The organism is Streptomyces sp. NPDC047971, from assembly GCF_040653355.1.
In the GTDB taxonomy this organism is placed as follows: Bacteria; Actinomycetota; Actinomycetes; order Streptomycetales; family Streptomycetaceae; genus Streptomyces.
This window is the reverse complement of sequence record NZ_JBEZNW010000005.1, coordinates 268,489-288,968: the sequence shown is the minus strand read 5'-3', so window position 1 is coordinate 288,968 and position 20,480 is coordinate 268,489. Positions and strand designations below refer to the sequence as shown.

The following is a 20,480-nucleotide window of genomic DNA, read 5'->3' as shown; positions in this document are numbered from 1 at the left end:
GTTTTTGTGTGCGGGTGTGTATGGTGGTTTCGTCTGCTCTTGGGGGGGGGGGTCCCCCCCGGGTTCTGCTCGGGGCGGCCTGCGCTTGCCGCCGCCACGGCGCACTGCTCGGCGGTGAGGCCTCACGGCCTCGCGTTCAGGAGCCCGAACGGTCGGCCTTCGCGGCCTTCTCCGCCTGCATCTCCTTGATCCGGACCGCTTCCTTGCGGACCTCGGCCTGGGTGGCGCGCTCCTTGCGCAGCCACTCCGGGTCCTCCTTCTTCAGCTCCTCGATCTGCTCGGTGGTGAGGGCTTCGGTGATGCCGCCCCGCGCGAGACCGGAGATGGAGACGCCGAGCTTGGCCGCGATCACCGGGCGGGGGTGCGGTCCGGTGCGCCGCAGCTCGCGGAGCCACTCGGGCGGGTCGGTCTGCAGGGCGTTCAGCTCGGTGCGCGAGACGACACCCTCCCGGAACTCGGCGGGGGTGGCCTCGAGGTACACACCCAGCTTCTTCGCCGCGGTCGCGGGCTTCATCGTCTGGGCGGTCTGGTGCGACGTCATGGTGTCAAGGGTATCGAGCGTGTGAGCTACCTCTGACCACGACCGGTAACCTGGCGGGGTGACTGGCCAGGAAGTATCGCCCTCGTTCCGGCTCGCCTACGTCCCGGGAGTGACGCCCACGAAGTGGGTGCGGATCTGGAACGAGCGGCTGCCCGACGTCCCGCTGACCCTCGTCCAGGTGTCGCCCACCGACGCCTGTGCCCTGCTGCGGGACGGCGGCGCGGACGCGGGGCTGCTGCGTCTTCCGGTCGACGGTACGGACCTCAGCGCCATCCCTCTGTACGCCGAGACGACCGTCGTGGTGATCCCCAAGGACCATGTCGTGGCGACGGTGGACGAGGTGTCCCCCGAGGATCTCGCCGAGGAGATCGTGCTGCATCCGCTCGACGACACGCTCGACTGGGAGCGGCCGCCGGGCCTGCCGGCGTTCGAGCGCCCGGCCACGACGGCCGACGCGATCGAGCTGGTGGCGGCGGGTGTGGGGCTGCTCGTCGTGCCGCAGTCGCTGGCCCGACTGCACCACCGCAAGGACCTCACGTACCGCCCGGTGTCGGACACCCCGGAGTCCCGGGTCGCGCTGTCGTGGCCGCAGGACGAGACGACCGATCTCGTGGAGCAGTTCATCGGGATCGTCCGCGGGCGGACCGTGAACAGCACCCGGGGCCGTCCCGCGACCCCGCCGCAGCCCAAGGGCAAGCGTCCGGAGAAGGGCGGCAGGCCGGCGGCGAAGGACGGCGCGCGGAGCGGTTCCGGCCGCACCGGTGGTTCGGGCCGCACCGGTGGTTCGGGTGGGGCGAAGGGCGCCAAGAGCGCGCCCAAGGCTTCGAAGGGCGTCAAGCGCGGGAAGCCTCGCCGCAAGCCGTAGCGATCATCCCCACCACGTCCGACCAGGGCTGATAGTCGTCCGCCTATGGATCCGACGGCGATCAGGTCTTGGACAGGGGCGCGCGCCGGCTGATCTTCTGGCGCCATGAGCGACGACACGAACACGAACGAGCGGAATCACCGGGGCTTCGCACGGCGGGCGATGCTGCGAGGCGCCGCGGTCGGAGCGGCGTTACCCCTGCTGCCGGCCGCGGCGGGCGGTGCGACGGCCCGGGCCCGGTCCGCCGTCTCGGCCCCCGGCTCCGGTTCCGCCTCGCTGCGCTGGCTGGGCACGGCGGGCTGGCGGATCGACGTGGGCCGGCGGACCGTGCTCTTCGACCCCTACGTCACCCGCTTCACGACGGGCCTCTTCGACGCGGCCTTCGATCCGGCCACGAAGATCGCGGCGACGGACGCCGCGCTGGTACGGGAGTACGCCGGTACCCCGGAGCTGATCCTGGTCAGCCACTCCCACTGGGACCACATCGCCGACGTCCCGTACATCGCCAAGGCGACCGGTGCGCGTGTCGTGGGCACCGAGACCACGTTCCATCTGCTGGTCGCCTTCGGGGTGGATCCGCTCCAGATCTCGGTGGTCAAGGGCGGCGAGGTGCTGGACTTCGGCGGTGGCCTGACGGTGGAGGTGGTGGCGAGCCTGCACAGCCGCAACAAGAAGCACGCCTACTTCGCCCCGGGCACGCGTACGGCGCCGCCCGCCACCGCCCCCGAGACCATCTCCGACCTGCCGGAGGGCGACACCCTCGCGTTCCAGGTCACGGCGGGTGCCGAGGGTCCCGCGCTCTTCCTGATGGGCGCCAGCGACTTCTCCGAGCGGGCGGTGGACGGGCTGCGCCCCGACGCGGCGATGGTCGCCGTCCCCTCCAGCTCGGCGACCCACCGCTACGCGGCCCGGCTGCTGCGGGCGCTCGGCCACCCGCCGGTGGTCGTCCCGGTCCACTGGGACAACTTCGAGACGCCGCTGCGCGGGCCCGTGGTCCCCGACCCGACGATGGATCTGGCCGGGCTGATCGACCAGGTGCGCCGGGAGTCGCCCTCGACTCGTGTCGTCGTGCCCGACTACCGGACCGTGTACGGCGGAGACCTGCGCCCCCGCCGCTGACCACCCCGGAAGGGGCGGGGCGGGAACACCGTCGCCCCCGGCGGGTGGCCGGGGGCGACGGCGGTCGGCGTGCTGAGCGGGTCAGGCGACGGTCACCAGGCGACCGGAAGACGCTCGGGGATGCGCTTCATGAAGCGAGTGCGCCAGACCAGTTGGTCGACGGGGACGGCGAGGTGCAGGTCCGGCATCCTGTCGAGGAGGACCTCCAGGGCGATCTCGGTGTGCTTCTTCCCGAGCGCCGTGGCCGGGCAGTAGTGACCGCCGCCGCCGAAGGACAGGTGCGCCGCGGCGTTCGGCCGCTCGATGTCCACGGTGTGCGGGTCCGGGAAGACCGCCGGGTCGGTGTTGGCGGCCTCGACCAGGACGAGCAGCAGTTCGCCCTTGCGGACTTCGACGTCTCCGAGCGTGACGTCCTCGAGGGCGAGGCGCGGCAGCCCGTCGGCGATGGAGAGGTTGACGCGCAGCAGCTCGTCGACGGCGCCCGGGATCCGCTCCGGTTCCTTGCGCAGCCGCTCCCAGACGTCGGGGTTCTGGAGCAGGGAGAAGAGGGCCATCGTGAGGAAGCCCATGGTGGAGATGACGCCCGCGCCGAAGAAGGTGACGCCGACCGTGGCGAGCATCTCGTCGGTCAGGTGGGCGTAGTCGGGATTGCCGCGCAGGGCGGCGAGTTCGGCCATCAGTCCCGTGGTCGCCGGGTCGTCCAGACGCTCGACCATATAGGCGATGTCGCGGTCCCAGTTGAGCCGGGCGCCGGTGACGGGGCAGGCCGAGTTCATGAACGCGATGTCCAGGCTGGCGGACAGGCGCGGCGCGTCGGCCTCGGGTATGCCGAGGATCCGGCAGTGGAGGTTCTCCGCGTACGGGTTGGTGAACCGGCCGCGGAGGTCCACGGGAGGTCCGTACGCGACGAGGTCGTCGACGAGGTCGGAGGCGTGGCGGCGCATCCAGTCGGTGAGGCCGTCGGTCTTGGGGTTGATGGCCTTGAGGACGGCCTTGCGCAGCCCGGCCCCGGTGATGTTGCCCATGTTGTTGACCACCTCGGGCGGGATGGTCAGCGCGTACTGCCGGGGGGCGCCGGGCGCCGAGGTGTCCTTGAGCGAGAAGCGGGGGTCTTCGAGGACCTGCTTGCACAGGTCGTAGGAGGACACCAGCCAGGCCGGGTCACCGGCGATGGTGCGCACCCGCTTGACCGGCTCGGCGCGCAGGGACTCGATCTCGGTCGGGAGCCGGTCGCCGCGGGCGGAGAACGGGAAGTCGGTCAGGGTGTCAGTGGTCATCGTGGTCTCCGAGGATCGCGCTGACGATGGCGTGGCCCTGGTTGCGGGAGGCGCGCAGTCCGGAGCCCCTGGAGTAGAGGAGTTCGGCCATCGGCAGGAGCTGGTGGTAGCAGTTGAGGGAGGAGGGGACACCGAGGATCGCGGGGGTGTCCAGGAAGAGTGGTGCCTCGGCGCAGATGTACTGGAGGCAGACCTCGCGCTGGCGGGCGGTGGGGGTCTGGCCGTCGAGGACCTTGGAGGAGAGGAACGCGTCGACGAGCTTGTCGCAGGTGGCGAGAAACTCCGGGTCGGTGGCGAGCAGATCGTCCAAGTGCTTGCGCAGGTGCCGGTATGCGGCTATGTCGAGGAGCGCGGACATGGGGCGTCCTCGGAGCCGTTCGCCACCGGGGTCGGTGGCGGCGACGGCGTTGTTGACCTTGGCGCGCACACCGCGGAGGTTCTTGACCGTTTTGCGGCGGGCCTCGTCCGGCGGGTAGCCGAGGGCCTCGTACATGTCGGCGACGTGCAGGTCGGTGTAGATGAGGTCGACCTGCTCGAAGTTGCGGAGTCCCCAGGCTGCGAGGTCGGCCACGCGCTGGGCCGAGAAGTAGCCGTTGCCGGGGGAGATGCCGATGACCGCGTGGGCGCCTTCGGTGTGGATCACTTGGCAGTGCTGCGTGTACGGCTGGACCTTGAAGCTGTCGGTCGCTGTCGTCGTCAAGTGAAGAGATGTCCTTCGGGCCGCTAGTCCCGTCGGGGCCGTGTGCCCCTGGTGTGGCGGCGACGGCATGAAGTTACCGGCGATCCTCACAGAGTGACGATTCTGATTACGACCTGACGCGTAATCGTCTGTACATGACCGAAAATGATAGGTCACCCCTATTTGGAGGGACATATTCCGGCCATTGTCTCGTGTCATCGACAATCAGCTCGGCCCCCTGCGCCGTCACGCGTCCGGCCCCGCCTCGCGGGAGAGGCGGGGCCGGAGCGCGGTGGAACCGTCACTCGGCGGCCGCGGCGACGCGGCCGAAGAGCCGGCCGCCGAGGTCGATGCCGACGACGGCGCCACTCGCGTCCCGGGAGAAGAAGCCACGCTGCCCCTCCAGGCCGCCGGCGGTCACGATGAACTCGTCGGCGGCGGGCAGCAGTCCCATGGCGGCCGGCGGGTGGTCCGCGGGCATCTCGGCGTCGGCCGCCTCCCTGATCTCCGGCTTGATCGCGGCCGCGAGGGTCAGTTCCACCACGTCGCCGGCGACGGTGAGCGTCATCGCGTCGTTGTCGTAGGCCCCGACGAACTCCCGGGCGCGCGCCTCGTCGTACGGCAGCGGCTCCGGGTCCTCGTCCACGACACCGAGGTAGTGCTCCAGGGCCCAGCGGACGGCCGCGCGGTTGAACGGGATGCCGCCCGTACCGGAGTTCGCCATGGCGACCACGGCGAAGCCACGCTCGGGCACGAGCACCACCTCGACGAACTGACCGTTGGTCGAACCGCCGTGCTCGATCGTCCGCACCCCGCCGGCCTCGCGCAGGAACCAGCAGATGCCGAAGCCGTCGCCGAGGTTGCTGCCGCGCAGTGCGACCGTCCGCTCCCGCATCCGGTGCAGCTGCCCGGTCGGCAGGAGCCGCTCGCCGCTCTCCGTGCGACCGTCGCCCAGCTGGAACCGCGCCCAGGCGAGCACGTCCGCGGCCGAGGCCGCGAGGCCGCCACCGGGGTTGTCGCCCCTGGTGAGGCGCCACTCCCGCGCGACGGCCAGGGCACCGTCCTCGTCGGTGTTGTGGCCGACGGCGAACCGGCGCGTCATGACGTCGGCGGTGCCGAAGAAGGTGTTCGTGAGTCCCAGCGGCTCCAGGAGGAGCGAGGAGACCGCCTGCTCGTACGTGAGACCCGTGACGTTCTCCAGGACCCGGCCCAGCAGGTTGTACGCGGCCTGGCTGTACGAGGCCCGGGCGCCGGGCTCGCCGATCGACCGCAGCCCGGCCATCGCGGCCACGAACCCGGCCAGGGCGTCGTCGCCGTCACCGGTGTCGACGACGACGTTCCAGTCGAGCCCCGAGGTGTGGTTGAGCAGGTGCAGAACGGTGATCTCGGCCGCGGCCTTCTCGTCCGGGAGGACGAGTTCGGGGACGTACCGGCGTACCGGTGCGTCCAGCTCGACCCGGCCGTCGGCGACCAGCCGCATCAGCGCGGTCGCGGTGAAGGTCTTCGTCGCGGACCCCAGCTGGAAGAGGGTGTCCTTGTCGACGGGGAGCGGGTTGTCGAGGCTGGTCACGCCGTGAACGGCGAAGGACTCGCGGCCGTCCGCCCACACGCCGACGCTGACGCCGGGGACGTCGTACGTCGCCGCGATCCGTGCGACGGACTCGGTCAGTTCGGCCTGGGACGAGTCGGTGGTGGCGCTCATGAGGGTTTCTCCTGACGGGCTGTCGTCGTTCCTGATGACCACGACGATGCCCGGGCGCGCTGACAGCCCTCCGACCGCGCGCTGACGGGTGGGGCGGCCGGCTGTCAGCCGGCCGCCCCACCTGTCAGACCCATGCGCGGGTCACCGCGCGATCTCCTCCGCGGGTCCCATGACGATCACCGGTTCCTTGGCCGGGTCCAGTTGGCGCAGGAGCTGGCGCATGACGTCGGTCGTCAGGGAGATGCACCCCTGGGTGGGGCCGCCGTGGTCGACGTGGATCCAGACGCCTCCCCCGCGCTCCTCACCGAGCGGGCGTTCCTTGTCCAACGGGGTCGTTCCGGAGACGCGGTTGTAGTCGATGGCGACCACGTAGTCGAACGACCCTTCCAGTGGTTCGCCCAGAAAGCCGGTGCCCGGGGAGACGAACTGCTCGTCCTCGTCGTAGGGGAGCAGGGCTCCGGGGTCCGGCATGAGACCGCCCGCGTCGCCGAGGGTGAAGACGCCGATGGGAGTGCGCAGATCACCGATGGTGTGGTGGTTCGTCCAGCCGCGCAGCGCGTTGTGCGCGGTCCAGGGGCCACCGGCGCGCTGCCACCCCTTGGTCGCGTCCCGCTCGTAGAGCACGGCCTTGGACACGTTGGTGTCGCGTGTCTCCCCCGTCACCACGAACACCTGACGTGTGCCGTCCGGAATGTGCGCACGGGTGGCGGGGCCGAGACCGGGAGGGGCGGCGGGCCGCGCCGGGGGCGCGGCCGGTCGCGGCGCCGCGGCTCCCGAACCCGCGTTCTTCGCCGCGGCGCGGGGCGGGGCGGGTGCGGTGGACTGCTCTGGTGACACCGTCATGTAGCCGACTACGGCGAGGGTCGCGCACAGGGCGGCGGTCAGCCCACGGCCGGGGCGTACCTTCCTGACAGGCATGGGGCGGCATCCTCCGACGCTCGGAAACGACAGTGCGCCGATGTGTACCCGGTCCGCGTAACTCTCTGTCGGAAGAACGGCTTACTCACCCGACCGGGGCAGAGCGGACGGGTGCACCAGACCGTGCTGAGCCACCGTCAGGAAGCTGCCGACCTGCGGGGACGTACCGGACCGTCAGGAAGACGCGTCGGCCCGGCTGTCCCGCCACCCCGGTGCCCTGTCGTCGGAGCGGTGTTCACGGGACATCACGCCTCGTCGACCGCCGGGCCGCGGTGGTGACGAGGTCGTCGACGGCCGGGACCGCGGTCCCGGCCGTCGATCGCGTGATCCGGTGTCAGTCGCTCGCCTTGGCCTCGTCGAGCTCCCAGGCGTGGCGCTTGAAATCGCGGGCGAAGTCGGGGTGGTCCTCCCAGTTGCGGGCCACTCCTCGCAGGACGTCCCAGTTGTGCTCCAGGGCCTGGTCGAAGATGTTGCGCATCGCGGGGTCCGCCCCCGCGCGCTGCTCCGCGAGGCCCTTGATCGCCGCGGCGGCCCTCACGGTGCCGAGGAGGGCCCTCAGGGCGCGGGAGGTGTCGTCCATGCCGAATCCGTGGTCCCTGCCGTTCTCGGGGTCGAACAGCGGCCGGAGGCGGTCCTCGATGAACGCGGTGATCCGCTCGAAGTGCTGGACGTCCATCGGGTCTCCCTCTCGCCGCTCCACCATGGGCCGGCCTGTCGTGTGCTTCCGTCGTCCGCGGTGGTCCTCCGCGCCCCGCGATTATCCCGTGTCCCCTACGGGAGCGACGGCGGGGCCATCCGTGTGCCGTGCCACAGGGCGTGCGCGGGGCTCGCGCCCTCGGTCCGGTCGTCGGGCACGTCCCAGACGTGGACGGCGGGCGCCGCGGGATCGGTGAGCGGGGCCCACCCCGGCTCTCCGGTGGCGGCGAAGGCGGTCCAGGCGTCGACCATCCGCCGGGACAGGGCGTGGTCGCCGGCGTCGGCGGGTCCGCCGGTGAGGAAGTCGACGCCCGTCGCGTCCAGGGTGCCGAGGGCGAAGGGCACGTCGGCCGCGTGCCAGGCCCGCACCGGCTCCCCGTCGGGGCGGGGACGGCGGCGGTCGAAGCGGGACAGGAAGGTGCGGCCGCCGGCGCGGGCATGGGCCTCGGCGAGGCGGACGGTGGGAACGGTGAAGACGGCGTCGCCGGCGAGGGCCAGGAAGACGTCGAGCACCGGCGCGCCGGGCATGAGGGCGCGGTAGGCGGCGACGAGGCCCTGTGGAAGGCCGTAGTCGGCGGCGAAACGGTCGAGGCCGTCGTCCGTGGTGACCGGGGGCATGCTGCCGACCCGGTGCATCAGCCAGTACTCCTCGGTCGTGTGGCAGACGAGGAGGTCGACGGGACCGGCCGCTGCGTCGACGGCAGGGGTGTCGACGGGATCCCGCTTCAGCAACTCGCCGTCGAGGACCGGGCCGTAGAGGACGGTGTCGTAGTGGAGGAATCCGGAGTCAGGGTCGTCGGCGTACCGTGCCGCCACCCGGTCCGAGGCGTCGACGAGCGCCGCCGGGGTCGCGCGGAGCAGTCCGTCGGCGGTGGGCGCGACGCCGGCGGCCTCGGCCACCTGCCGGGTCAGGCGCTCGGCGAACTCCGGCGGGAAGAAGGCGTCGGGGACGCTGTGGACGATGGCGCGGTGGAAGAGTCCCTCGGCCCGCGCGCTGCTCATCAGACAGGCGATCGAACCGCCGCCGGCGGACTGGCCGGCCACGGTGACGTTCCCGGGGTCGCCGCCGAAGGCGGCGATGTTGTCCCGCACCCACTCCAGCGCGGCGATCTGGTCGAGGAGCCCCCGGTTGTCGGGGAAGCCGGGGACGCGGCCGAACCCCTCGAACCCGAGGCGGTAGTTGCAGGTCACCACGGTGAGTCCGGCCCGGGCGAGGGCGGTCCCGTCGTAGTCGGGCTGGGCGGAGGAGCCGAAGGTGTAGGCGCCGCCGTGGATCCAGAAGAGCACGGGCCTCGGCTGCGAGGTGTCCGTCGCGGACCAGACGTTGAGGGTGAGGACGTCCTCCTGGCCGGCGCGCCAGGCCGGTGCGCCGGGCAGCTGCGCCGACTGGGGCGCCACGGGCCCGAAGCGGGTGCAGTCCCGGACCGCGTCCCGGGCGGGGGCGGGCATCGGAGCCCGGAACCGGCCGGCTCCGAACGGCGGCGCGGCGTAGGGGATGCCCAGGGTGACCCGCAGCCCGTCGGTCACCGTCCCCCGCACCGGTCCTTGCTCGGTCGCCACGATGTCCTCGGCGGCATGCGCACACACAGGCGGGACTCCCCCGTTTCGCTCCTCGTCACCGGTGTCTCCGCGCGACAGGACACCCTCGCACGCGGCCTGTGGCCGGACAATCGGTTTAAAGATCATTCCGGGGAGGCGGAGCCCGGCTCGGCGGGATCGCGCTCCAGGGGCTGTTCGGCCCAGATCACCTTGCCCTCCGCGGTGTAGCGGGTGCCCCAGCGCCGGGTGAACTGGGAGATCAGGAAGAGGCCGCGGCCGCCCTCGTCGGTGGTGCGCGCGTGCCGCAGATGGGGTGAGGTGCTGCTGGCGTCGAAGACCTCGCAGATCAGGGTGCGTTCGAGGATCAGACGGAGCCGGATCGGTCCCGCGGCGTGGCGGATGGCGTTGGTGACCAGCTCGCTGACGACGAGTTCGGTGGTGAAGGCGAGCTCCTCCAGCCCCCATGCGGCCAGTTGGCGTGCGGCCATCACCCGGGCCCGGGCCACGACGGCCGGATCGGCGGGCAGGTCCCAGACGGCGACCTGCCCGGACGCCAGGCTTCGGGTCCTGACCAGCAGCAGGGCCGCGTCGTCGGTGTAGGGCCTGCTGGGGGCCAGTTCGTCGACGACGTTGCGGCAGAGTTCGTCGAGCGGCAGCTCGCGCGACCGCAGGAGGCGGCCCAGTCCTTCCTTGCCCGCGCCGGGCGCGGCGATCAGGCCCTCGGTGTAGAAGGCCAGCAGGGTGCCTTCCCGCAGGGGCAGCTCGACGGACTCGAACGGCAGGCCGCCGATGCCCAGGGCCGGGCCGGGCGGAAGATCGGGGAACTCGACGGTGCCGTCGGGGGCGACGACGACGGGGGCGAGGTGTCCGGCGCTCGCGAGGTCGCAGCGCAGGCTGACCGGATCGTAGACGGCGTACAGGCAACTGGCGCCGACGGCACCGAGGTTGACCTCCCCGCCGATGCCCGCCTCGCGCCCCTCCCGGGTCGCCTGGAGGACGAGGTCGTCCAGATGGGCGAGGAGTTCCTCGGTCGACAGGTCGAGGTCCGCGAGGGTCCGTACGGCGGTACGGAGCTGGCCCATGGTCGCGGCGGCCTCGATGCCGTGCCCGGGCACCTCGCCGACGACGAGGGCGACGCGCGCTCCCGACAGGGGGATGACGTCGAACCAGTCGCCGCCGAGGCCCGAGAGTTCGTCGGCGGGACGGTAGACGGTGGCCGCGTCGACGGCGTCCTGCTGCGGTACGCCGTGCGGGAGGAGGCTGCGCTGGAGGACCAGTGCGGCGGCCCGCTCGCGGGCGTAGCGGCGGGCGTTGTCCAGGCAGACGGCGGCCCGGGCGACGAGCTCCTCCGCGAGGCGCAGGTCGTCCTCGTCGAATGCCTCGTCGCGCCGGGAGCGGAAGAAGGTGGCCACGCCGAGGGTGCCGCCCCGGGCGAGGATCGGGACGACCATGGCCGTGTGCGCCACCGGGTCGGCGGAGGGCCGGGGGGCGGGGTCGGCGGAGGGGGGCTGCGTCGGTGCGGCCGGTGCGGTACCGGCCGACGGAGACTGTGCGGGCCCGGCGGGTCCGCCCTGAGGCGCCCGCGCGGTTCCGGACGTCCCGGCCGGCGGTTCGGGGCCCTTGCCGTCGTCGGTCGCCCGCCCCCTCACCGGGAGCGCCGACTCCCGGCCCGCGGCGTCCAGTCGGGCGGTGCGCCAGGACCGGCCGTGCGCCAGGCAGTCGATCTGGGGGGACGACGGCAGATAGGCGGTCTCCTCCCCCGGCTCCACCACCGTCTCGGCCGCGCCGGCGCGCACCGTCTGGACGCCCGCGCGCACCAGTCGCACGGCGGTGGCACCGGCCGTGGGCCCCGGGGAGGGTTCGGCGCCCCGGATGACGGAGTCCAGCAGGTCGACGGCGACGACGTCGGCGAGTCCGGGCACGGCCACGTCGGAGAGGTCCTGGGCGGTCCCGATGATGTCCAGACTGCGGCCGATGCGTTCGCTGGCCAGCGCCATCAGGGCCAGTCTGAGGCGGGCGCGGTAGCGGTCGGTGATGTCGACGACCGCGTAGCAGACGCCGAGGGGCCGGCCGCCGTCGTCGTCCAGCCGGACGATCGACATGGAGTGGGCTCGGTCCTGGCCGGGTGCGGCCCGGGTGCGGCCGACGTGTTCGTACCCCGTGACCGGGTCGCCGGTCTCCAGGACCTGGCGCATCTTCGCTTCGAGCATGTCCGCGTTGAGACCGGGCTGGATCTCCGCGATGCGTCGGCCGCGGCGCTCGTCGGCGGTGCCTCCGCCGAAGTGCTCCAGCGCGGTGTTGGACCAGACGCAGCGCAGCTCGGTGTCGACCAGCGCGAGTCCGACGGGGGCGTCGGTGACCATCCGTTCCAGCAGCGCGGGACCCATCGTCCACTGGCGGGAGGGTGCCGCTCCGGCGGCCACGGCGAGCCAGCGTGCCGGAGTCGCGTCCGCGGGCAGCGGCAGCAGGGTGATCTCGACGGCGATGTCGTGGCCGTCGCAGTGACGGGCCAGGAGGACACCCGACCAGCCGCCGTCGGCGGTGCAGCGCTCCACGATGGCGGGCAGGCGCGCGGCCTCGCCCGGTGCGAGCAGGGACTCGACGTGCCGGCCCCGCAGCGCCTCGGGCGGGTGGCCGAGGAGTCGCCCGGCCATGTGGGGGCGGCCGATGACGACCCCGTTCCCGTCGAAGAGGACGACAGCGGAGTCCGCGACGCCGGGCGCGGACGGCTGCCCGGTGGCGTCTCTGTCCTCGGGTCTCCCCACGGCCGTCGGCTCCGTTCTCGGCTCCCACCCTGTTTTTCCCTTTTATCACACTGTGCACCTTCCTTCCGGGTGCTGCGCGGGCGTCACCCCTTCGGCGGACGGGCCGGGTTCCCGAGCGGCCGGAGAGGTTAGTCAGCACTCAAGGACCGAAGACCCGGGAGGCGGGCACGTGACTCGACCGAAGATCCTCGTGGTGGGCGCCGGCTTCGCCGGGGTCGCCTGCGTGCGTCGACTCGAGCGGCGGCTGACCGCGAGGGAGGCGCAGATCTCGCTGCTCACGCCGTTCTCGTACCAGCTGTATCTGCCCCTGCTCCCGCAGGTGGCGGCCGGTGTGCTGACCCCTCAGTCGGTCGCGCTGTCACTGCGGCGCAGCGAGCGGCACCGGACGCGGATCATTCCGGGCGGTGCGGTGGGGGTGGACACCGCGGCGAAGGTCTGCGTCGTCCGGACGATCACGGGTGAGCTCCTGAACGAGACGTACGACCATCTGGTGCTGACGCCGGGCAGTGTGACGCGCACCTTCGACATCCCCGGTCTCAGCGAGCACGCGCGGGGCATGAAGACGCTCGCCGAGGCCGTGTACATCCGCGATCATGTGATCGCCCAGCTCGATCTCGCCGACGCGGGCCAGGACGAGGCCGAACGGGCGGCCCGGCTGCGGTTCGTGGTGGTGGGTGGCGGATACGCGGGGACGGAGACGGCCGCCTGTCTGCAGCGGCTCACGCACAACGCGGTCAAACGCTATCCGCGTCTCGATCCGAAGCTGATCAAGTGGCATCTGGTGGACCTGGCCCCCAAGCTCATGCCCGAGCTCGGCGACCGGCTCGGCGGCGCCGCGCTGGAGATCCTGCGCCGGCGCGGGATCGAGGTCTCGCTCGGCGTCTCGGTCGCCTCCGTGGACGACGACGCGGTCACGCTCACCGACGGCCGCGTCCTGCCGAGCCGGACCCTGATCTGGACGGCCGGGGTGGCCGCCAGCCCCCTGATCGGCACGCTGGGCGCGGAGACGCTGCGGGGTCGCCTCGTGGTGACGCCGGACATGGTCGTGCCCGGCGTGGACGGGGTGCACGCCCTGGGCGACGCCGCGGCCGTACCGGACCTGGCCAAGGGGGAGGAAGGGGCGATCTGCCCGCCGACCGCGCAGCATGCCCATCGCCAGGGCAAGCAGGTCGCCGACAACATCGTGGCGACCCTGCGCGGTGAACCGACGCAGCCCTACTTCCACCGGGACCTCGGACTGGTGGTGGACCTCGGCGGGCGGGACGCCGTCTCGAAGCCGCTCGGCGTGGAGCTGCACGGGACGCCCGCCCAGGCCGTGGCCCGCGCGTACCACTGGGCGGCGCTGCGGACCCAGGTGGCCAAGGCGCGGGTGATGACGAACTGGCTGCTCAACGCGGTGGCGGGCGACGACTTCGTCCGTACGGGATTCCTGGCGTCCCGGTCCGGGACCCTCGCCGACTTCGAGTACACCGACGCCTACCTCACCCCTGAGCAGATCCGGGAGCACACCGCGTCCCTGCGCGCCAAGGGCTGACGCCCGCCGCCCGGCCCGGCCGGTCCGGGCCTCCTCCGCCCGAGGGTCAGAGCCATCCGTTGCGGCGGAAGCTGCGGTGGAGGAGCAGACACGCGGTGACCATCGCGACGATGACGACGGGGTAGCCGTAGGTCCAGCGGAGCTCCGGCATGTGATCGAAGTTCATGCCGTACACCCCGCAGACCATCGTGGGGACGGCGATGATCGCCGCCCATGCCGTGATCTTGCGCATGTCCTCGTTCTGGGCGACGGTCACCTGTGCCAAATGCGCCTGGAGGATCGAGTCGAGCAGGGCGTCGAAGGACGTGATCTGCTCCGTGACCCGCGAGAGATGGTCCGCGACGTCGCGGAAGTACGGCTGTATGTCCGCGCCGACGAGCGCCAGCGGCTGGGCCGCGAGAATCTGCAGCGGGCGGTCGAGAGGGGTCACCGCCCGCTTGAGTTCGAGCAGTTCCCGCTTCAGCTGGTAGACGCGGCCGGCGTCGCGGCGGGACGACTGCTCGCTGAAGACGGCCGTCTCCACGGCGTCGATGTCGTTCTGCACGGCGTCGGCGACCGCCAGATAGTCGTCCACGACGTGGTCGGCGATGGCATGCAGGACCGCCGCGGGCCCCTTGGCCAGCTGATCGGGTTCCGCCTCCAGCGCTTCGCGCAACGGCCCGAGCGAGCCGTGCCTGCCGTGCCGGACGGTGATGACGAAGTCGGCACCGGTGAAGACCATGAGCTCGCCCGTGTCGACGACCTCGCTGGTGGCGGTCAGTTCCTCGTGCTCGACATAACGGACGGTCTTGAAGACGGAGAACAGCGTCTGGTCGTACCTCTCCACCTTCGGCCGCTGATGGGCATGCACCGCGTCCTCGACGGCCAGCGGATGCAGCCCGAACAGCTCGGCGAGTCCGGCGAACTCCTCGACGGACGGCTCGTGCAGACCGATCCAGACGAACCCGTCGCCGGACTTGCGCACCCGCCGGACCGCCTCGTCCGCGGGGCACGGGCCCCGCTGCCGCGCCCCGTCCTCGTACACCACGCAGTTGACGACGGCGCTCCCCAGCGGCGAGCGTGCCGGGTGGCTGAGGTCGACGGTGCGGCGGTAGGCGCGACGGACGGTGCGCCGGAGGCTGCGGATGATGGGCACGTGGGCTCCTCTGGACGATCAGCGGTCAGTGTGCCATCCACCGAGCGTGAGCGGGACTCCTGACAAATGTCACCGGGTTCCCGTGCGCAAGATCCTCCCGAGGGTGGAGGGACGGACGGGCGGCCCGGACGAGGATGAATCCACCGCATGTCAACGAGGGAAGCAGGATCCACCCATGTCTTCGTCCCGTAGGGCCCGACTTTCGTCCGTCGCCGCGGCCACGCTGATAGCCCTCTCCGCCTCGGCGTTACCCGCGCAGGCCGTCACCGCGGGCCCCGCCTCCCCGGCGGCCGCGTCGGCCGGCTCCGCGTCCCTGTCCGGCCACGGTCTCGACCGGGCGGCGCTGCGCGGCTCGCTCGACGCCTTCCACAAGGCGGGGATGTACGGCGCCTATTCGGCGGTCCGCGACGGTTCCGCGCAGTGGCGCGGCGCCACCGGTTTCGCCGACATCGACACCCGCCGCCCCATGCGGCCGGACCTGGAGCACCGGGTCGGCAGCATCACCAAGACCTTCACCGCCGTGGCCGTCCTCCAGCAGGTCGGTGCCGGACGCGTCGACCTGGACGCCCCCGTCGGCCGCTACCTTCCCGACGTCGTGCCCGGCGAGCGAGGCCGGCAGGTGACCGTACGGATGCTGCTCAACCACACCAGCGGCATCGCCGACTACGTCCTGCCCGCCTTCCCCGGCATCCTGGAGAACCCCGGGAAGACCCTCGACGAGAACCGGCTGCGGCACATCGCCCCCGAGGAACTCGCCCGCCTCGGTCTGGCCGCCCCGCCGGTCGCCCAGCCCGGGAAGCACTCGTACTCCAACACCAACTACATCCTGGCGGGCATGGTCCTGGAGCGCGTCACGGGCCAGAAGGCCGAGGCGTACATCACCCGGCACGTCATTCGCAAGGCCGGCCTGCGGCACACCTACTTCCCGCGTTCGGCGTCCCTCCAGGGTCCGCACGCCAAGATGTACGAGTCCTTCTTCGGGCTGATCGACCCGGCCCGCGACTACAGCGAGTACGACATGTCGTGGGCCGGGACGGCCGGCGCCCTCGTCTCGACGACGGGCGACCTCAACGACTTCTACCGCGCCCTGCTGAAGGGGCGGCTCCTCGGTCCGGCCGAGCTGCGGGCGATGAAGACCACCGTCCCCGCCTACGAGACGGAGCCGGGCGAGGAGCCCAGGATGCGCTACGGCCTCGGGATCTCCACCCTGCAGATGCCCGACGGCGGCTGGTTCTGGGGGCATGACGGGGGCGTCTTCGGCGCGGGTAGCTGGGCCCTGTCCACCGAGGACGGCCGTCGGCAGGTCGCCATCGGCTACAACCTGATGAAGTACCAGCGCTTCGACGAGCAGGGCCGCCCGCTGCCGGACCCGATCACCGACGCGCTGTACGCCCACGTCAGCGGTGCACTGTCCGGTGCTCCCAAGCCCGCCCTCGGGGATACTCCGGCGGCCGCCCGGGGGGTGGCGCCGCAGCGGACCGAGACGCTGCCCGGGCTGCCGATCGGCCCGGACGCCCTGCATCAGGCGTCCCTCCGGTAGGCGCTCCCCCGGATGGTCCGGTTCCCGGCCGCCCCCCGGCGGCCGGGAACCGGCGTTCAGCGGGACTGCAGGGCGTCCAGGGCGACGGCCTGCGCGATCGCGAGGCGGCGGTCGAGGTGCTCGTCGCCGATCTCCAGGACGTACCGGTCCCGCAGGCCGATCCGCTTGTTCACCGACATGACCGGACGGCCGTCGGCGGCGAAGTCGAAGTGGTACGGCCAGGCGAACGGCAGCACGTCCACGAACGGGATCAGGTCCCAGACCCTGCGCACGACGGCCACGGTCATGTTGCGCTCCACGCCGGTGCTCTCGGCGCCGACGCCCTCCTGGTTCATGTGCCAGGTGCTGCGCAGCAGGGAGGCGGCGAAGTTCTTGCGGAGCGTGCCGACGGGGCTGCCGGATGCCGCGCGTATGTCGTAGGTCGCTCCGAGATCCACCATCTGCCGCGCCTGGAAGGTGAAGAGGACCTGCCGCTGGGACTCGTCCGTGTAGAAGGTGATCCGCTCCTTGAGAGCCATCCTCTTCTGGTGGGCGAACGCGACGACCTCTCCGTCGGTACCGTCGGGTCCTGCCGCGTGAACCACGTACCGATTGGCCATCGGCGTGAGCTTCTGGCGGATGTGGAAGCGGTGCTGCGACTGCTCGAGACCCACGGTGCACTCCACGTTCGTCGTTGACTTCACGACGATGATCCCGCCCGGGCCGAGGCCGCCGCAGTCATCGAAAGTCGCTTCCCGCGTCGACGAACGGATGGCCCTGACCTCGGTGGACGGGCGCGCGGGCGCGTCCCGTCCACCGGGCGTGGGTCAGGCCCGGGCCGCCGAGAGGAGGGCGTCCTCGGGGATGAGGGCGGTCGAGCCCGGGGCCGCACAGGCGTGGGCGCGGGCGAGCGCGCCGAGGCGGGCGCATTCCAGGACGTCCCGGCCGTCGAGCCTGCGGGATCGCGCTCCGTTACGCGTCGGAGTCGCCGCCGCGGTCGCCGGCGCCGTTGCGGTTCGTGCGGCCGGAGCGGCGTACCAGCTCGCCGGCGGCCAGGGTCGCGGTGGCCACACCGCGCACCCAGCGCGGGCCGCCGCGCGCCGCCCACACGACACAGACGCACCCTCCGACGGCGAGCACGAGGACGCCGGACAGGATGATCAGAGCCATGTTCCTCCCCCTTTTCTGGTGTTGCGGTCCTCGTCATCCTCTCACCGGCGCCCGAGCCGCCCGCGAGCGCCTCCGGCCGCCTCAGTCCTTGTAGTCCGGGCAGGTCCGGTCCAGCAGCCGCAGCATGGCCGCCCAGGCCAGTTCGTAGGCGTCGTCGTCCTGGAGATCGGCCGTGGCCTCGCCCGTGAGTTGCCGTGCCGTGTACTCGCAGACCTCCGCGGGAGGTATCACCAGGGGGCCGCCGCCGGCCTGGGCGGTGACCTGGATCTCGCAGGCCCGCTCCAGGTAGTACATGCGCAGGAACGCCTGGGCGGCGCTCTCTCCGACCGTCAGCAGGCCGTGGTTCCTGAGGATCAGCGCCGGGTGCGTGCCGATGTCGGCGACGAGGCGCCGCTGTTCGTCCAGGTTGAGGGCGACCCCCTCGTAGTCGTGGTAGCCCACGCGGTCGTGGAACTCCATCGACATCTGGTTGAGCGGGAGCAGACCGCCGGCCTGCGCGGCGACGGCGCAGCCGGCCTTGGTGTGGGTGTGCAGGACGCAGTGCGCGTCGGTTCGGGCGGCGTGGATGGCGCTGTGGATGACGAAGCCGGCCGGGTTCACGGGGTGGGGCGTCGGTTCGACGGGGTTTCCGGCGAGATCGATCTTCACCAGGTTGGAGGCGGTGATCTCCTCGAAGAGCAGTCCGTAGGGGTTGATGAGGAAGTGGTGCTCGGGTCCGGGCAGCCGGAGGGAGATGTGCGTGAAGATCAGGTCGGTCATCCGGAAGTGCGCCACGAGCCGGTAGACGGCGGCCAGTTCACGGCGCAGCCGCAGCTCCTCCGCGGTCCTCGTCGGCGTTGCGGTGGTCATGCGGCGGCTCCTTCGGGGGCGGGGGCGGTCGGGTCGACGACGGGGGCCGGAGTGTTCGGGTCGACGCCGGGGGCGGGGGCGCTCGGGTCGACGACGGGGGTCAGGGGGCGGCCGGTGCGGTGCCAGGCGAGGACGTTCTCGGCGGGCCCGCGGACATAGGCGCGGCGCGAGGTGTCGGACAGGAACGCGCTGTGGGGGGAGAGCTGGATACCCGGGTGGGTGCGCAGCGGGTCGTCCGCCGCGGGCGGTTCCACGGGGAAGACGTCGAGTGCGGCGCCCGCCAGGCGGCCGGAGTCGAGGGCCGCCGACAGGGCGGCCGGGTCGACGAGTTCACCGCGCGCGACGTTGACGAGGAAGCCGCCCGCGCGCAGCCGCCCGAGGAGCGCTCCGTCGACGAGCCCGCGGGTGTCCGGGGTCAGTGGGACGTGCAGGGAGAGCACCTCGCTCGCCGCGGCGAGGGCACCGAGGTCGTCGTACCGTGCGACGCCGGCCGGCCAGTGCGCGGGGTCGGTGTGCGGGTCGTGGGCGGCGATCCGCCCGAAGACGGGGGCGGCGAGCGCCGCGAAGGAGCGGGCGATCCGGCCGAGTCCGACGAGGCCCAGGGTCAGTTCGCTCGCGCGGCGCGGCAGGTGGGCCTGTCGGGCGAAGTCGGCGTTCCAGCCGCCGGTGCGGACGACGGCGTCGGCCTGCGGGAGGCGGCGTACGAGCGAGAGCGTGGAGGCGAGCGCGTGGACGGCCACGTCCTCGGTCGCGGCGTCGGGGAGGTTCGCCACCCACAGGCCGCGGCGTCGCGCCTCGGCCGTGTCGACCATGTCGTGTCCGGCCGACATCGTGGCGAGGATCCGCAGCGCGGGCAGCCGGTCGAGCAGCGCGGCGTCGATCCGCGCGTAGCCGACGATCAGGGCGACGGCGTCCGCTGCGACCTCGGCGATGACGTCCGGGTCCCGCGTGCCGGCGACGCGTACCTCGAAGCCGGCCTCCTCCAGGAGACGTACGCCCGGCGTGGGGTCGAGGTCATCGGTGTCGGTGAAAACGGCGACGGGCTGGTTCACACCGCCCCCTTCGCGCTCGTGCGGATGATTCGTCTGTCGAAGATGCAGAGAACTTACGATTCATTCGATCACGCTGTCCACAGACAGATGCAACGGATATCCGTGACGCATGTCACGAACACGGCCGGGCCTCGCCCCGGTACCCGAGAATGACTGCGGACCCGGGCCCGAACACCGCCCCGGGCCATCGAGCCGAGGAGATCAGCGGGTGGATCTGGACCCCATCGACCTGGCCGTCGTGCGCGCCCTGCAGGAGGACGGGCGCCTCGCCTACGAGACGCTCGCGCAGCGCGTCGGCCTGTCCCGGCCCGCGACCCGCGCGAGGGTCCGGCGACTGCTGGAGTCGGGTGCGGTCCGGGTCGTCGCCGTCGTCCACCCCTCGATCCGCGGACTCACCGCGTCCGCGCACCTGTCGATCGACGTGGACGGACCCGCGGAACCGGTGGCCCGCGCGATCGCCGCCCTGCCGGAGGCACCCTTCGTCAGCCTGACGGCCGGGCCGCGCGCCATCATGACGGAGCTGCGCACCGACGGTTTCGACGCGCTCGAAAGGACCATCGAGCAGGTGCGCTCGGTGCCCGGCGTCGCGGTCGTCGACACGTTGATCGGCACGCGCCACCTCAAGGACCCCTACCTGCTGGCGGACGAGCCGACCGCCGCCACGCCCGACGACACCGACCTGCGGATCCTCGACGCCCTCGAACGGGACGGCCGCCTCCCCTTCGCCGAACTCGCCGAACGCGTCGGCCTGTCCCCCGGCGCCACCCGCGCCCGTACGCTGCGCCTGCTGGACGGCGGCGTGGTGAAGGTCCTCGCGCTGGTACGCCCCGAACTGCTGGGCCTCGGATACCTGTGCGGGTTCGCCGTCCGGGTCGAGGGGGCGCGGGAGCCCGTGGCACGAGCGCTCGCCGGACGGGAGCGGGTGACCTTCCTGTCGGCCTGCCTCGGGCGCGCCGAACTGGTCGGCACCGTCACGGCGGAGTCCCTGGGGGCCGTGCGGGCGACCCTCGACGCCATCCGCGCCGAACCGGGGGTGCGCGCGGTGGAGAGCTGGATCCACCTGGAGCTGGTCAAGGAGCGCTACGACCTGGGTGCGCCGACGCCGTAGCGGCGACCCACT

At 72.2% G+C, this 20,480-nt stretch carries 18 protein-coding genes; 5 read left to right on the top strand and 13 right to left on the bottom strand.

All coding sequences use genetic code 11. The features are described 5' to 3' along the window. Positions 1-136: 136 nt before the first annotated feature. A complete protein-coding gene (locus tag AB0D99_RS08090) occupies positions 137-541 on the bottom strand; it encodes a DUF5997 family protein (protein WP_362358156.1) in 405 nt (134 codons plus the stop codon). 58 nt (positions 542-599) lie between these two features. Here AB0D99_RS08090 and AB0D99_RS08085 point away from each other — a divergent pair, with 58 nt between their 5' ends. After that, positions 600-1,406, top strand: a complete 807-nt coding sequence (locus AB0D99_RS08085; RefSeq protein ID WP_362358155.1) for a LysR family substrate-binding domain-containing protein — start codon at positions 600-602, stop codon at positions 1,404-1,406. A 105-nt stretch (positions 1,407-1,511) separates the two neighbouring features. After that, entirely contained in the window at positions 1,512-2,525 is a 1,014-nt protein-coding gene (locus tag AB0D99_RS08080) for an MBL fold metallo-hydrolase (protein ID WP_362358154.1), read from the top strand. A gap of 92 nt (positions 2,526-2,617) precedes the next feature. On the opposite strand, the gene AB0D99_RS08075 is transcribed toward AB0D99_RS08080, so the two are convergent. The 7 genes from AB0D99_RS08075 to AB0D99_RS08045 form a co-directional block, all read right to left on the bottom strand. Next, positions 2,618-3,802, bottom strand: a complete 1,185-nt coding sequence (locus tag AB0D99_RS08075; protein ID WP_362358153.1) for a cytochrome P450 — start codon at positions 3,800-3,802, stop codon at positions 2,618-2,620. Beyond that, positions 3,792-4,502 carry a tRNA-dependent cyclodipeptide synthase gene (locus AB0D99_RS08070; protein ID WP_362358152.1) on the bottom strand — a complete coding sequence of 237 codons (711 nt, stop codon included), beginning with the start codon at positions 4,500-4,502 and terminating at the stop codon, positions 3,792-3,794. Before AB0D99_RS08070 ends, AB0D99_RS08075 begins: the two co-directional genes overlap by 11 nt. Positions 4,503-4,782: 280 nt before the next feature. Beyond that, a complete protein-coding gene (locus AB0D99_RS08065; RefSeq protein ID WP_362358151.1) occupies positions 4,783-6,183 on the bottom strand; it encodes a serine hydrolase domain-containing protein in 1,401 nt (466 codons plus the stop codon). Between the two features lie 141 nt (positions 6,184-6,324). Beyond that, positions 6,325-7,101 carry a L,D-transpeptidase family protein gene (locus AB0D99_RS08060; protein WP_362358150.1) on the bottom strand — a complete coding sequence of 259 codons (777 nt, stop codon included), beginning with the start codon at positions 7,099-7,101 and terminating at the stop codon, positions 6,325-6,327. Positions 7,102-7,435: 334 nt separating this feature from the next. Continuing rightward, positions 7,436-7,777, bottom strand: a complete 342-nt coding sequence (locus AB0D99_RS08055; protein WP_362358149.1) for a hypothetical protein — start codon at positions 7,775-7,777, stop codon at positions 7,436-7,438. A 95-nt stretch (positions 7,778-7,872) separates the two neighbouring features. Next, positions 7,873-9,357, bottom strand: coding sequence for a carboxylesterase family protein (locus tag AB0D99_RS08050; protein ID WP_362358172.1), 1,485 nt, complete (start codon positions 9,355-9,357; stop codon positions 7,873-7,875). Between the two features lie 122 nt (positions 9,358-9,479). Next, positions 9,480-12,101 carry a SpoIIE family protein phosphatase gene (locus AB0D99_RS08045; protein ID WP_362358148.1) on the bottom strand — a complete coding sequence of 874 codons (2,622 nt, stop codon included), beginning with the start codon at positions 12,099-12,101 and terminating at the stop codon, positions 9,480-9,482. Between the two features lie 169 nt (positions 12,102-12,270). Between AB0D99_RS08045 and AB0D99_RS08040 the strand changes: the two genes are divergently transcribed. Then, a complete protein-coding gene (locus AB0D99_RS08040; RefSeq protein ID WP_362358147.1) occupies positions 12,271-13,635 on the top strand; it encodes an NAD(P)/FAD-dependent oxidoreductase in 1,365 nt (454 codons plus the stop codon). 46 nt (positions 13,636-13,681) lie between these two features. Here AB0D99_RS08040 and corA read toward each other — a convergent pair whose 3' ends face one another. Beyond that, on the bottom strand, positions 13,682-14,764 hold the full coding sequence (corA, locus tag AB0D99_RS08035; protein ID WP_362358171.1) for a magnesium/cobalt transporter CorA: 1,083 nt from the start codon (positions 14,762-14,764) through the stop codon (positions 13,682-13,684). Positions 14,765-14,945: 181 nt separating this feature from the next. Between corA and AB0D99_RS08030 the strand changes: the two genes are divergently transcribed. Continuing rightward, positions 14,946-16,310, top strand: a complete 1,365-nt coding sequence (locus AB0D99_RS08030) for a serine hydrolase domain-containing protein (protein WP_362358146.1) — start codon at positions 14,946-14,948, stop codon at positions 16,308-16,310. 56 nt (positions 16,311-16,366) lie between these two features. Here the strand turns inward: AB0D99_RS08030 and AB0D99_RS08025 are convergent, their stop codons facing one another. From AB0D99_RS08025 to AB0D99_RS08010, 4 genes are all read right to left on the bottom strand, one after another. Next, positions 16,367-16,963, bottom strand: coding sequence for a hypothetical protein (locus AB0D99_RS08025; protein ID WP_362358170.1), 597 nt, complete (start codon positions 16,961-16,963; stop codon positions 16,367-16,369). Positions 16,964-17,261: 298 nt separating this feature from the next. Continuing rightward, positions 17,262-17,459, bottom strand: a complete 198-nt coding sequence (locus tag AB0D99_RS08020; RefSeq protein ID WP_362358145.1) for a hypothetical protein — start codon at positions 17,457-17,459, stop codon at positions 17,262-17,264. An 81-nt stretch (positions 17,460-17,540) separates the two neighbouring features. Then, positions 17,541-18,308: a class II aldolase/adducin family protein gene (locus tag AB0D99_RS08015; RefSeq protein ID WP_362358144.1), complete on the bottom strand. Its 768-nt coding sequence runs from the start codon at positions 18,306-18,308 to the stop codon at positions 17,541-17,543. Then, positions 18,305-19,360, bottom strand: a complete 1,056-nt coding sequence (locus tag AB0D99_RS08010; RefSeq protein WP_362358143.1) for a C-terminal binding protein — start codon at positions 19,358-19,360, stop codon at positions 18,305-18,307. Before AB0D99_RS08010 ends, AB0D99_RS08015 begins: the two co-directional genes overlap by 4 nt. A gap of 208 nt (positions 19,361-19,568) precedes the next feature. Between AB0D99_RS08010 and AB0D99_RS08005 the strand changes: the two genes are divergently transcribed. Beyond that, the gene (locus AB0D99_RS08005; RefSeq protein ID WP_362358142.1) at positions 19,569-20,468 is read left to right on the top strand and encodes an Lrp/AsnC family transcriptional regulator; all 900 of its coding nucleotides are present in this window, start codon (positions 19,569-19,571) and stop codon (positions 20,466-20,468) included. The last annotated feature ends 12 nt before the right edge of the window (positions 20,469-20,480 follow it).